Genomic DNA, 13789 nt, shown 5'->3' with positions numbered 1-13789 from the left:
TCCTCTTCTCCACACCGATGATGTGGTCAGACAAAGCTGACGGAAAGCGGGTGAGCCGGGAGGATGTTTGCTTTGGGTCGAAAATAGACCATGTAAGCGTGTGTGCGAAGGTAGCGCTTCGGAACAATGAACCAGCAATGATGAATCCGGATCCGCTTTCCGGTGGAGCGCGTCATAGAGGGTACGGTTATCTCCCTCCGAGCGAAGGCGTTCCCCCGCGCCCACCGCCGCGCTCCTTCTCCCGCCGCCGATGCTCCCCCTCCGCCATCGCCTTGAAGCGGTTGAGCGATTGCAGCCATAGCGCGTTGTGTTCGGCTTCCTGTTCGCTGGCGCCGTCGGGGATGCGGTTGAACGGGATGCGCATGGGCGCGGCGTCGTGTTCCAGCGCGGCCTGCATGCCGCCGAAGTAGACCTTGTTGAGGCCGTATTTCGCGTTGATGCGGTCAACCACGGCGTCGACCGGGCGCGCGTGGGCGGTGGGCGCGAACAGCGAGCCGCTGGTCTGCCCGCGCTCGGCGAGGCGGGTGAGGGTGACGCTCACCGACAGCGGCACGGCGCGGGCGGGGCCGGGCAGGGGGCGCTGGCGCACTCGGCCGGTGTCGAGCAGGGCGCTGAGCAGGTGCAGCAGGTTGCGGCTGTCGTCGGTGGGGTCGAACTGGATGCCGCTTTCCCAGCGTTCGTCGTAGCCGACGAAGCGGATCGCCACCGTCATCGCGCCGGCCAGCAGCTGGTCGCGGCGCAGGCGCATGGCGGCTTTCACCAGCAGTTTCTTCAGCACCGCCAGCGCGCCTTCGGGCGTGCGCAGTTCCGGGCCGAGCACGTGCGAGTGGCCCAGCGCGCTGCGTGAGGTCGGCGCGGCCGGCAGCCACGCGCCGCGCAGCAGGCCCCACATGCGCTCGCCTACGATGCCGCCCCAGGCGCGGCGCAGCACCAGCTTCGACGCGGCGGTGAGCTGTTCGACGGTGAAGACGCCTTCGGCGTTGAGGCGCGCCTGCATCGAGGCGCCGATGCCGCACAGGTCGCGCAGCTTCAGCCTGTGCAGCGCGCGCGGCAGGTCGGCCTGCTCGATCACCACCAGGCCGTCGGGCTTGCGCATGTCGGTGGCGGTCTTGGCGAGGAAGTCGTTGGGCGCGATGCCGATGGAGCAGCGGATCGCGCCGCCGGGCGCGGCCTGGGCGATCTCCGCCTTCACCTGCTGCGCGATGCGTTCGGCTTCCGCGCGCTGGCGCTGGCGGCCCACCAGCTCGCAGGCCATCTCGTCGATGGAGCCGACATGGGCGATGGGGATGGCGCGGTCGATGGCCTGCTTCAGGCGCCCATGCCACGCCACGTACAACGGCGGCCGCGCGGCGACGATGGCGATGCCGGGGCACAGCCGCCGCGCGTCGCGCACCATCGTGCCGGTGCCAACGCCGTGCGCCTTGGCCTCGTAGCTGGCGGCGATCAGGCTGGTGGTTTCCGCCGCCACCGGCGCCACGCCCACCGGCCGCCCACGCAGCTCCGGCGTCTCGTGCTGTTCCACCGAGGCGAAGTAGCTGTTGAAGTCGATGAACAGGCTGCGCAGGGTCATGGCGGAGGTATGGCGCACCGCTGTTGCGCGGGGCGAGACCCAGTATCGCGCAACTTCCCCGAGGCGGCCCGCCCGCCGCCGCGCCACGTCTATTGCCCGTCGATGGCGACCACCGCAATGGACTTGGCGGGCAGCTCGAAGGCCAGCTTGCCGTGCTCGCTGCGTCCCGCATAGGCAACCGGGTGGATCGCGTCCGGCGCGGCGAAGGTGTTGCGGCTGTCCATCTCCGGCCCGGTGAGGATCTGGCCGCTCGCCGTGCCGGCCAGCGCGGTGACGACGTGCGCGGCGCGCTCGGGATCGAGGTTGACGAGCGCAAGGTAGAGCCTGCCGTCGGTGCCGCGCGCGACCGAGGCATCCACCATCGGCAGCACGTGCCTGCCTTCCACGTAATGCGGCCCGCTGACGGTCGCCGGGTAGGGCGTGGCGCCCTGGAACGGCACGTACATGCGGAAGACGTGGTAGGTGGGCGTCAGCAGCATGCGGTCGCCGTCGGTGAGCACCATGGCCTGCAGCACGTTGACCATCTGCGCGATCGCTGCGAGCTTCACCCGGTCGCTGTGGCGGAAGAAGATGTCCAGCGTCAGCGCCGCCACCTCGGCGTCGCGCAGCGTGTTCTGCTGGTAGAGGAAGCCGGGATGGCTGCCGGGCGCGGGGTCGTACCAGGTGCCCCATTCGTCCACGGCGAGCGCGACCTTCTTGCCGGGGTCGTACTTGTCCATGATCGCCGCGTGCCGGGCGATCAGCGTGTCGATGCGGCGCGCCTTCTCCAGCGTCGTCGCCCAGGCGTCCTCGTTGAAGCCGGTGGCGGATCCCTTGTGCTGCCAGGACGGGCCGGGGATGGTGTAGTAGTGCAGCGAGAGCGCGCCCATCTGCCCGGCCGCGTCGCGCATCATCGTGGCGGTCCAGGCGTAGTCGCCCTCGTTGGGCCCCGAGGCGACCTTGACGAAGTCGGGCGCGCCCGGCGCCGGGTTCACGAACGTGGCGTAGCGCTTGAACAGGCTGGCGGCGTAGCCGGCCGTCATGTTGCCGCCGCAGCCCCACAGCTCGTTGCCGTAGCCCACGTACTTGAGATTGCTCCACGGCTTGTCGCGGCCGTTGGCGCGCCGCAGCTGCGCCAGCGCGGAATCGCCGCCGTCGGTGATGTACTGCACCCACTGCCGCGCGTCGTAGGCCGGCAGTGAGCCCAGGTTGAGCGAGACATAGGCCGCCGCGCCGAGCGCCTCGGTGTAATCCATGAACTCGTGGGTGCCGAAGCTGTTGTCGTCGGTGACGCCGCCCCAGTTGGTGTTGATGCCCTTGGGCCGCCTGGCGTCCGGGCCGATGCCGTCGCGCCAGTCGTAGGTGTCGGCGAAACAGCCGCCGGGCCAGCGGATCACCGGCACGTGCAGCGCCTTCAGCGCATCCATCACGTCGGTGCGGTAGCCGTGGCGGTTCGGGATCGAGGAATGGCGCCCGACCCAGAGGCCGCCGTAGATGCCGCGGCCGAGGTTCTCGGCGAACTGGCCCTCGACCGCCGGCGCGATCACCGCGCCGGGGTGATCGAGGTCGATGCTCAGCCTGACCTCGGCCGGCGCGGTCTGCGCGACCGCCGGCCCGCACAGGGCGAGGGTCGCGAGCGCGGCAAGCAGGGCTCGTTTCATGTCGTTCCTCGGCTTGAAGCGTCGCGACCGTGGCATGTTTCTAGCGGACCGTGTCGACGTCGACCGGCGACGTGTACGAGCCGAAGTCGACCAGCGACACGGTGCCGAGGCCGCCCGGCGATGCGTCGGTCTTCCACACGGCGATGGTGATGTCGTTGTTGCCGTGCGGGTCGATCACGCCGTCGGGGATCGGGAAGCGATGCTGCGGGCCGAGGTCGGCGATGTAGTTGCCCATCTGCCAGCCGTTGACGAAGATCGTCGCGCGGTAGTGCCGGCCGGGTGCATCCTTGATCTGCAGGCCCAGCGAGGTGTCCTGGCCCCTGGGCAGGTCGAGCGGCACGCTGGCGCGGTACCAGGTCACGCCGGGCGTGGCGTCGGCGGAGGGCAGCGTGGCGGGTTGCCAGTCGGCGGCCGGGCCGGGATGGAGCGGCCAGCCCTGGCGCTCGCCGTAGAGTCCGCCGAAGTTGTAGGGGCCGCGTTGCGGGTCCTCGTCCGCGATCGCGCCCTGCAGGCGCCAGGTGATCGCCCTGGCATCGGCGCCGAGCGGCTCGGCCGACACGATGCCGCGCGCGGTGCGGTTCTCGCCGGTGGAGTCGTAGTCCTCCTCGTGCCCCATGTCGACGGTCAGCACCGACACGACGTTGTCGCCCGGCACGATCATGCCGGCGGGGAAGCCGAAGGAACCGACGTCGTTGCGCGTGACGCTGCCGAGGAAGTGGCCGTTGAGCCACACCGAGTAGGCGCCGCCGTTGCCGCCGCTCATCACCTTGAGCCTGAGGCCCGTGGGCGCGGCGTGGCGCGCATCGACGGTGAAGTGGCCGCGGTACCAGGTGTTGCCGGTATGGAAGCCGTAGTCGTCGGCGAACAGCACCGGCAGCGTGCCGGGCCGGGTGACGCTGCGGGTGGTGGTGAGGTTGGCGACGCGCCACTTCGCATCGTCGAAGCCGCGGGCGATCTCCGGCGCGCCGGCGCGGCGCGTCCAGTGGTCGAGCGCCGGCAGCACGACCGGCTGCGGCACCGGCAGCGTCAGCGCCAGGCCATCGGAGGCGGTGCGCGCGACGGCGAGCGGCTGGCCGTTCCAGCGCACCGCGGCGGCACCGGCGGCGAACAGCTCCGCGTGGGCATCGCTGTCGCCGTCGCCGGTCAGTGCCAGCGTGCTGCCGTCGTAGCGCGCGCTGCGCAGCAGGTGCGAGCCGAGCAGCAGCACCGGCCCGCGGGGCGTGTCCTGGCGCCAGACGCGCTCGGTCGCCTGGTCGTCGCCGAGCAGCAGCAACAGCGGCCGCGGGCCGCCCTCGACCAGCACCCGCGCCAGGCCGTCGTGCCGGTAGTCCAGCCGCAGCCCGTTCTTGCCCCAGTGCTGCGTCACCTGGCCCGACAGCACGGTCACCTTCGGCCGGGCGGCAAAGCCGAGCAGGGTCTCGCCGTCGGTGCCGCGGCGGCCGTAGAGCACGGCGATGTCGCGGTCGCCGATCGTCGCATCGGTCATCAGCTCCGAGGTCGAGTAGACCATCCGCGTCGCGCCGAGCATGGCGTCGGCCACCAGCAGCTTGCCTTCGCGGCCGTCGACGGTGATCGCGGTGCCGGCTTGCTGCGGCACCTCGAAGGCGCCTTCCTTCAGCGACAAGGCCAGGTGCGTCTGCTCGACGGCCGATGCGGTGCTGTCGCCTTGATGGACGAGGTGGAACTGCGTGCCGGTGTCGGGGTTGATCCGCGCGCGGTCGACGAGGCGCGGATTGTCGAGCCGGCCCGGCGCCATCGCATCGGTCTTCGTGATTGGCGTTGCGGCGTGGAGGAAGTAGCCGATGCGCTTGTCCTCGTAGTACTTGGGATCGAACTGCCGGCTCTCGGTGATCGCGGCGCCGTAGTCGTACGAGGTGTAGTTCTGCGGGATCGCCTGCCAGCCCCACGAGGTGCCGCCGAACAGCATGTAGAAGTTCTGCGCGGTAGCGCCCGCGGCAATGTTCTGCTTGTAGAAGACGTTGGCGAAGCGGTCGCTGATCAGCTGCGCGCACCTGGCGTAGCCCGGCCCGCCCCACGGGTCGAACGCGCCGCCCTGGAACTCGGCGGTGAACAGCGGCTCGCCGGCGAAGCGGTGCTCGGCCATGTCCGGCGCCGGTTTCCATTGCGACGGGTGCGAGCAGTCGAAGCCCTGCGGGTAGTAGTCCCAGCCGCTGACCTCGACCGCGCCCTTGCCGCTGACGAAGGTGGCGTTGTGGTTGCCGACCAGCGGCACGGTGATGCCGTCGGCGCGGGCCTTGTCCTCCAGGTGCTGCATGTACGCGCGGCCTGCGGGCGAGCCGTTGTAGTACTCGTTCTCGACCTGGTACGCGATCACCGTGCCGCGCCCGTCACTGAGCTGGTGCCGGGCGAGGATGCGGTCGATCTGCGTCATCCACTGGTCGGCGAGCTTGAGGTAGGCGGGATCCGGGCTGCGGTTCTTCACCGGCTTCTCGGTCAGCCACAGCGGGAAGCCACCGCTGTCGACCTCCGCATTGATGTAGGGGCCGGGGCGCGCGATCACGTAGATGCCGGCATCGCGGGCGTCGTCGAGCAGGCGGTCGAGGTCGCGCACGCCGCTGAAGTCGTACTGGCCCTCGCGCGGCGAGTGGTAGCCCCAGGAAAAGTAGATCGAGGCGGTGTTGAATCCCGCCGCCTTCATCTTCTGGAAGATGTCCGGCCACAGCCCGGGGCTGGGCAGGCGGTAGGGATGCACTTCGCCCGACCAGAGGTAGACGCGCTTGCCGTCGATCTGGAAGCTGTACTTGTCGAAGCCGATGCGGTGGGCCGTCGGCGCGGGTGCCGCGGCTGCGGCGCTGGCCGATGCGGCTGCCGCGCAGGCGAGGTTGCCGGCGACCAGCGCGGCCTTGATCCATGGACGATGCTTCACTGCAACTCTCCTCGTAGGGTGATCGACCGGACGGGTACCGCCGCCGGTCTTTCCGGATGTCGCCGTTCCGCCGGGATGGATCTCCCGCGTACCCGGATTGTGCTGCGACGGCGGGGGTCGATGGGGACATCCACGGCGGCGGGAACGAATTTCGCAAGACCCATGGGCGGATTTCTCAAGCTGCCGGTCCGCCGCGCATCAACCGCCCGCCATGTCGAGCACGCCGAAGGCATAGCGGCGCCGCAGCGTGGCGCGTGGCGAAAGCAGCGTCATGCCGTGCGCCATCGCGCCTCCCGGCAGATGCACGGCGTCGATGGGGTGGTCGACCGGTTCGAAACAGAAGTAGTCCTCGCCGGCTGGCGTGTAGAGCACGAACGCGCTCGCCTCGGCGTCGATCCGCAGACCGAGTCGCAGCGCCGGCCAGTGGATCGCGGCCTCGCCGGTCCAGGCCTCGAAGGCGTGGTCGAGGCCGTGCTCCGGCAACGTGCGTTCGGTGCGGAAATCCCAGGCGGCGGGAACGTCGACGCACGCCGTCGGCAGCGGCGTGCGGCCATCGTTGAGCCACACCCGGGAGGCGGGCGCCCGCAGGCGCGCGCCGCCGTGGCGGTCGAAGTAGGGGTGCAGGCCCAGCCCGAACGGCATCGTTGCCGGGCCGGTGTTGGTGACCGCCAGCTCGACCTGCAGGGCGTCGTCGAGCAGGGCGTAGTGCAGGGTCGCCTCGTAGCAGTACGCGGCGGCGGAGGTGCTTCGCAACGACAGCAGCAGCTCGTGCATCCCATGCGATTCCACCTGCCATGCGCGTTGCCAGCCGTCGCCGTGGATCGGCCACGGCTCGCCTTCGCAGTTGGGCGGCAGCTCGACCCGGCGCCCGTCCACCGTGAAGCCGCCGTCGGTGATGCGGTTGCTCCATGGCAGCAGCGGGAAGCAGGACAACCGCCGCGGATCGATGCGGCGTTCCGGGGTGCCGGGCGCCGGCTCGCAGCGACGCATCAGCGCAATCGGCGCGCCCCGACCATGCCAGTCGAAGCCGGCGATTCCGCCGCCGGCTTCGGCCAGCACCTGCAGGCTGAGCGTCCCGTTCCTTATCTGCAGCATCGCGGGTCACCGTTGCGCGGTTGGCGTGCGGGCATGGACGACCGCCGCCATCTCAGAGGCGGCTGATGCGGTACATCGCGGTGGCATGCGCCGGCAGGTCGAGCTTGATCGAGCCGTCGCCGGTCGCGTCCGTGTGCGCCCAGAGATCCCGCAGGCGATAGTGCATGCCGCTCCGCAGGCCGATCTCGCGCGCACCCACGTTCACGGCGCGCGCCGCATCGGTTTCGTTGAACACCGCCACGGCCTCGCTGCCGTCCTTGAGCGGCTTGACGATCACGTGGATGCCGTTCGCGTCGCTTACCTGATGGCCCTGCACGCCGAGCGGGTCCTGGTCCACCGCGATCACTTCCTTGTTGAGCAGGATCTTCAGCGCGTCCGGCCTGATCGTGCGCAGGTCGGTGCCGATCAGCAGCGGCGCGGCCATGATCGACCACAGGCTGAAGTGGCTGCGGTATTCGACGTCGGTCATGCCGCCGTTGCCCACTTCGAGCATGTCCGGATCGTTCCAGTGGCCGGGCGTGGCGTACTTGTCGAGTACCACGTTCTGCTTGAAGTTCTTCAGCATCGAGGCATAGGTGTCGCTGATGTCGCCCGTGGTGCGCCACGAGCCGGCGCTGACCGGCGGCTTGCCGGCCCACAGCCAGGGCTTGTTCTCGCCCCACTCGCAGACGCTGTAGAAGATCGGCCGGCCGGTCGCGCGCAGGGCTTCGGCCATCGCGGCGTAGCGTCGGCGCGCGTCGACTTTCTGGTTGTTGCAGTTGTCGTACTTCAGGTAATCCACGCCCCAGGAGGCGAACGTCGCGGCGTCCTGCTTCTCGTGGCCCAGGCCGCCCGGGAAGCCGCGGTTTTCCTTGAGCGGCTCGCAGGTCGACGTGCCGGCGCTGGAGTACAGGCCGAACTTCAGGCCCTTGCTGTGGATGTAGTCGGCGAGCGCATTGATGCCGCTGGGAAAGCGCTTGGGGTTCGGCATCAGCCGGCCGTTCTTGTCGCGCTGCCAGTTCGCCCAGCAGTCGTCGATGTTGACGTAGCGGTAGCCGGCGTCGCGCAGGCCGAGGCTGATGAACTTGTCCGCGACGCCGCGGATCATCGCCTCGTTGAATTCGGCGCGGCAGTGCGTGGAGTTCCAGTTGTTGAAGCCCATCTGCGGCAGCGCAGGCTTTGCTCCGGCGGCCAGCACGGGTGCGGCGCCGCACACGGTGGCAAGGGCGAGGGCAAGCGGGGCTGCCGGGCGCAGCAGGCGTTCAATGAATCGGTTCATGGATTTCTCCAGGGCGGGTGGGATGGATCCGGGCCGGGTGGCGGTGCGTCGAACCCGGTGCCTGTCGGGGCGGCATTCGACGCCTCGTCGATCGGTTTCCAACTGCGGGTGCGGGAAGCTTCGTTCGGATGCGTCGAAGCGAGGGCGTCCCATCATAAAAAGAGGCACCGGCTCCGAAACCCTTCATGGAACCGGTGCAGGGGAGAGGTTTCAGAAGGTGCCGCGCACGCCTGCGGTGTACACCGTGCCGTCCGCCTCCGCATACAGGAAGCGGTTGGGGTAGGTGGAGTAGTCGTAAAGGTGCGACTGGGTGAGGTTGGTGCCGGATACGAACAGCGAGACGTGACGGTTGAGCTTGTAGCTGGCGCTCATGTCCAGCTCGCCGTAGTCGGTGCGCGTGGCAGGCTGCGCACCGGAGCCGTAGGCGATGCTCTCCAGGTACTTGCCGCGCCAGTTGTAGGCCAGGCGTACCTGCCACGGCCCCTTCTCGTAGTAGCCGCTGAGATTGGCCGAGTCGCCGATGCCCGGAACCGCGAACTTGCCGGATGCCGCTATCGTGCCCGGGTTGAGGCTGGCGCTGCTGCTGACGTGGGTGTAGTTGAACGCCATGCCCAGGCCGTCGAACGGCGCCGGCAGCAGGTGGGTGAACTGATAGTTGAAGGTCAGTTCCTCGCCGTAGATGTTCGCCGAGTTCAGGTTGATCGGCTCGCTCAGCGACCAGGTCTGGCCGAGGAACTGCACCGGCGTGCTGACGATCGTGCTGAAGTTGCTGACCTTCTTGTAGAAGCCTTCGAGCGCAAGGTAGCTCGAGTCGTTGATGTACCACTCGAAGCCGGTGTCGTAGTTGATCGACGTGTAGGGCTGGAGATTCGGGTTGCCCTGCGAGATCGTCAGCGACTCCGGCCGGGTGCCGAAGCTCTGGTTGTAGTACAGGTTGTTCAGCGTCGGCGGCGTCAGGGTCTTGGAGAAGGCCAGCCGATAGACCAGGTTGTCGAGCAGGTTGAGCCTGAAGTTCAGCGACGGCAGCCACTTGTGGTAGCCGCCGGTGGCGGACTGGGGCTGCAGCGGCCCGTAGGCCACCTGGCTTGCGCTGCTGTCGTTGGGGTCCACGCGATAGCTGATCGGTTCCTGGAAGATCGCCTGCGACTCGGAGCTCACGTGCACGTAGCGCACGCCGGCATCCAGCGTCCAGGGCTTCTCCCACATCGTGCCTTCGAAGACGGCCTTGGCGAACGCGGCCTTGTCGGTCTCCTGCACTTCATTGAAGCTGCCCGGGTTGAGCTTCGGGCCGAAGCTGCCGTACTGCGCGAGCGCGGCGAGCAGGGCGGCGCGCTTGTCGGGCGTCAGCTGGTTGTAGGCCGCGGGCGTGGTCAGCCAGTTCATGTAGGCCAAGGCATCGTACTGGAGCCACTGCGACGGCAGGCCGGGCTGCGAGACGCCGCTGATCGGCGCGGGAGGCGTGTAGACGTAGGTGCCGACGGCATCGGCGGGCACCGCTACGGCGTAGCCGCAGTACGCGTTGCACAGGATGCCCTGCGGCGTAACCCACTGCACGGACTTGTTGTGGTGCCGGTTTTCCTGCAGGCCGAACTCGAGCGTGGACAGGACGCCGTCGAAGCTCTTGGTGAGGTTGAGCTGGTATTGGGTGATGCCGTCGGTGACGTTGTTCGACTGGCCGCCCTGGTTGCAGCAGTGCGCGTACAGGTGGCTCGTGTCCGTGGTGGACAGGATGTTGGTGTAGCTCGGCGGCGTGCTGTCGCCGTTGTTGGTCCAGGTCGGATTGACGCCGACGTTGCGCGTGCCGATCACGGAGAAGTAGCCGTAGGGGCTTTGCTTGTTCCAGGCCTTGGACCTGGACACGTCCAGCGTGAGGGTGGTCGACGGGTCGAGGTTGAACGCCACGTTCAACCCGTTCTGCAGCATCTTTTCATTGCTGGGGTTGTAGGACACGACGTAGTCGTTGGACATCACGCCGGTGTTCTTGCGCACGTAGTTCAGCACGGTGTTGTTGCCGTCGGTGGTGAGCGACTGGATGTCGCTGGCGTTGCCGTATTCGCCGAACTCGTGCTCCAGCGGATCGATGCGGTAGCCCGCGTACAGCGTGTCGAACTGCACGGTGAGCCGGTCGGACGGGCGCCAGTCGATCGAGCCGGTGAAGCTCCTGCGCGTGCGGCGCTCGTCGATCACGTTGTTGGCGAGCGTTTCCGGGATCGCGACGTGCGTGTAGCTGGGATCGCTCAGCCCGGAAAGCTGGGAGATGTTCTGGTTGGCGTACCAGGAATTGGCCTGGGTGTTGATCTGGGTGTCGTCGCGCTTGTAGTACTGCACCGACGCCAGCCAGCCGAAGGTGTGGTCCGCATTGGTCCACCCGGTGAGGCCGGACACGTCGGGCGTGGTCTTGCCGGACCAGCTTCCGGTCAGGTTGTTGTTGACGCCTGCGGCCGAGCCGGTCGCGTGGAAACCGTTGAAATCCAGCGGGCGCGCGGTCTGGATGTCCACCACGCCGCCGATGTCGACCTCGGGAATGTCGGCGGACGAGGTCTTGTTGACCTGGGCGACGCTGATGATGTCGGACGGGAGCACGGCGAAATCGAAGGCGCGCGAGCCGGAAGCGGAGGCCATCTGGCGGCCATTCACCGTCACGGCGACGAAATCGGGACCGAAGCCGCGGATGGCGATCTGGCTGGATTCGCCGCCACTGCGGTTCACCGACACGCCGGGCACGCGCTGCAGGGCGTCGGCGACGTTGGGGTCGGGGAACTTGCCCGTCTCTTCCGCGGAAATGGAGTCGACCACGTTGACCGCGTCCCGCTTGATCGACTGGGCTCGGCGGATCGCCGCCAGCTGGCCGGTGACGTTGATCGCGTTCAGCTCGGTCACCTTCTTCTTGTCACCGCTCTTCTGGGTGCTGCCGGCGGAAGCGCCCTGGACGGGTGCCGCCACGGCGGCGCCGGTGCCTGGTGCGGCGCCGCTGGTCTGCGCATAGCCCTGCGCGCCGTAGCCGAGCAGGCAGGCGCCACCCATGACGGCAAGGGCTTGGCGCACGGAGAACGTCAATTTGGTTCGTTGCATGGATTGCCCCTAGATGCGTGATGCTCGTTGACATTTGTGTGAACGGCGGACCTGACGTCGCGCTGCGCCACGTCGATCCACTCGGATCGAGCCGCGCTTGCCCCCCGGTCGCGCGGTTCAGATGTCGCCGACGCGTGGCGATCGGCCACTCGCCGCAAAGCAAGCCAAAGCGAGCCGGAGGTCCGGTCGTTTGGGGCGTTTCACTCGCTCTCGTCAATTAGTAGTATTTTAGGATAAAAATATTTATATGCAGGGCGTCAAGCTGCGCCGCAACATCGAGGCGGTGCTTTTGGTGGACCGTGGGGCGCAAGGGATGTGGCGATGGTTCCGGGCGGTTTGCGCCGGCGTCCGACACCGATTGCCCGCAGGCCGATGCCGCGGGCACGCGATCACGGCGGCGCCGTCGCGCGGGCGACTGCCGTGCATCGTGGTGGTCATCGCGTGCATCGGCGCTCGATGGCTCGACGCCGGTCGGGGCGGGTCCCGCAGGCGGTGGCGCGGGACGGCTTGCTTCGAGGTTCTTCGCGCGGCCCGATCGCGGCGCGTCGGCGCCGCGCCGGTCGCGGCGGTGGTCAATGGCCTGCCGCGGTCGCCGCTCTACCTGCGACAGCCGCGGCGCCCTGCATCGGCGGCGGGACGACCGTCGTCGCGACGGTCGTCCGCCTGCCGGCGCTTACTGGCCGATCCGCCGCAGCGGCTGGCCGGCCATCAGCTTGCGCTCGATCTGCTCCAGCGTGACGCCCTTGGTCTCCGGCACCAGCCAGAACGTGAACGCGATGAACACCACGTTGAAGGCGGCGTACAGCCAGAACGTCTCCGCCTGGCCGATACCGTTGAGCAGCGGCAGGAACGACAGGCCGACCAGCCAGTTCGCCACCCAGTTGGTGAAGGTGGAGCAGCCGATGCCGAAGTCGCGGCCCTTGAGCGGCTGGATCTCCGAGCACAGCGTCCAGATCAGCGGGCCGGCCGACATCGCGAAGCCCACGATGAACACCAGCAGCATGCCCACGGTGAAGAACTGCTGGCCGTGCGTGTGGATGCCGAGCTTCATCATGGTACCGACCACGCCGAGGCCGATCGCCATCACCACGAAGCCGATGTAGAGGATGGGCTTGCGGCCCAGCTTGTCCACCAGGCCGATCGCGATGAAGGTGGCGAGCACGTTGACCAGGCCGACGATGGCGGTAAACCACATCTGCGACTCGGTGTCGTAGCCCATGCCCTGGAAGATGCGCGGCGCGTAGTACATCACCACGTTCATGCCGGTGAGCTGCTGCATCACCTGCAGCAGCACGCCCAGCCCCACCGAGCGGCGGAAGTTGGCGTTCTGCATGAACATGTGCACGCCGCGCTGGGGCGTCTTGAGCTGCTCGCGGATCTCGCCGATTTCCCGCGCGATGGCATCACGGTTGCCGAGCAGCCGCTGCAGCACGTGCTCGGCCTCGGGCTCGCGGCCCTTCATCATCAGCCAGCGCGGGCTTTCCGGCAGGAAGGCCACGCCGAGCAGGAACAGCGCGCCGGGTATCGCGATCACGCCCAGCATCCAGCGCCAGTTGCCCGAGTAGCTGAAGGCGGTATCGGAGAGGAAGGCGACCAGGATGCCGATGGTGATCATCAGCTGGTACAGCGAGATCATCGCGCCGCGGATCGATTCCGGCGCGACCTCGGCGAGGTACAGCGGCGCGGTGAAGCTGGCCAGGCCGATGGCGACGCCGAGCACGAGGCGGCCGACGATCAGTACCTCGGGCGTCCACGCCAGGCCGCACAGCACGGAGCCGCCGACGAACAGCACGGCGCCGAGGATCATCGTGCGCTTGCGGCCCAGGTGGCTGGACAGCCAGCCCGCCACCAGCGCGCCCAGTGCGGCGCCGAGCATCATCACGCTGACGATCCAGCCGAGGGTGTCGTCGCTGATGCCGAAATCCTTCTGCAGGAACTGCTGCGCGCCCGAGATCACGCCGATGTCGAGGCCGAACATCAGGCCGGCCAGCGCGGCAAGGATGCAGACGAAGACGGCGGCGGCCTTGCCGTGCGCGGCGGCGGGTGGTGCGGTGGTGTCGCTCATCGGTTTCTCCCCGTGGAATGGCGTGCGTGCGGTCTGGTGCGGAACTGCTTCAAATCCATCCGGCCGAGCGTAGCGCCGAAGGCACGCCGCGCATAGGGGATTTGGACGTCCATGCTTCCGGATGCGCGGATGCCGGACGGCCGGCGGGAATCGCGCGTCCCGGCCTGGAGGAACTTCGCTCCGCCGTGCTCGGCCCGGGCGG

At 68.4% G+C, this 13789-nt stretch carries 7 protein-coding genes; all 7 read right to left on the bottom strand.

What is annotated here, in order from left to right:
- Positions 1 to 187 precede the first annotated feature (187 nt).
- The 7 genes from ACQGNW_RS02755 to ACQGNW_RS02725 all read right to left on the bottom strand — a co-directional run bounded on the left by ACQGNW_RS02755 (position 188) and on the right by ACQGNW_RS02725 (position 13710).
- Positions 188 to 1588, bottom strand: coding sequence for a DNA polymerase Y family protein (locus ACQGNW_RS02755; RefSeq protein ID WP_426661531.1), 1401 nt, complete (start codon positions 1586 to 1588; stop codon positions 188 to 190).
- A 71-nt stretch (positions 1589 to 1659) separates the two neighbouring features.
- Positions 1660 to 3210 (bottom strand): alpha-N-arabinofuranosidase, encoded by a 1551-nt coding sequence (locus tag ACQGNW_RS02750; RefSeq protein ID WP_426661530.1) that lies wholly within the window; start codon positions 3208 to 3210, stop codon positions 1660 to 1662.
- Positions 3211 to 3250: 40 nt separating this feature from the next.
- Positions 3251 to 6097, bottom strand: a complete 2847-nt coding sequence (locus ACQGNW_RS02745) for a beta-galactosidase (RefSeq protein ID WP_426661529.1) — start codon at positions 6095 to 6097, stop codon at positions 3251 to 3253.
- A gap of 198 nt (positions 6098 to 6295) precedes the next feature.
- Entirely contained in the window at positions 6296 to 7192 is an 897-nt protein-coding gene (locus ACQGNW_RS02740; protein ID WP_426661528.1) for an aldose 1-epimerase, read from the bottom strand.
- A 52-nt stretch (positions 7193 to 7244) separates the two neighbouring features.
- Positions 7245 to 8450, bottom strand: a complete 1206-nt coding sequence (locus tag ACQGNW_RS02735) for a glycoside hydrolase family 27 protein (RefSeq protein WP_426661527.1) — start codon at positions 8448 to 8450, stop codon at positions 7245 to 7247.
- A 210-nt stretch (positions 8451 to 8660) separates the two neighbouring features.
- Entirely contained in the window at positions 8661 to 11522 is a 2862-nt protein-coding gene (locus ACQGNW_RS02730) for a TonB-dependent receptor (RefSeq protein WP_426661526.1), read from the bottom strand.
- 673 nt (positions 11523 to 12195) lie between these two features.
- The gene (locus ACQGNW_RS02725; RefSeq protein ID WP_426661610.1) at positions 12196 to 13710 is read right to left on the bottom strand and encodes a sugar porter family MFS transporter; all 1515 of its coding nucleotides are present in this window, start codon (positions 13708 to 13710) and stop codon (positions 12196 to 12198) included.
- Between the last annotated feature and the right edge of the window lie 79 nt (positions 13711 to 13789).

The sequence above is a fragment of the Rhodanobacter aciditrophus genome, from assembly GCF_050026795.1.
Classification (GTDB): Bacteria; Pseudomonadota; Gammaproteobacteria; order Xanthomonadales; family Rhodanobacteraceae; genus Rhodanobacter_A.
Note: the sequence above shows the minus strand (reverse complement) of the source record. Positions and strands in the feature narration are given on the sequence as shown.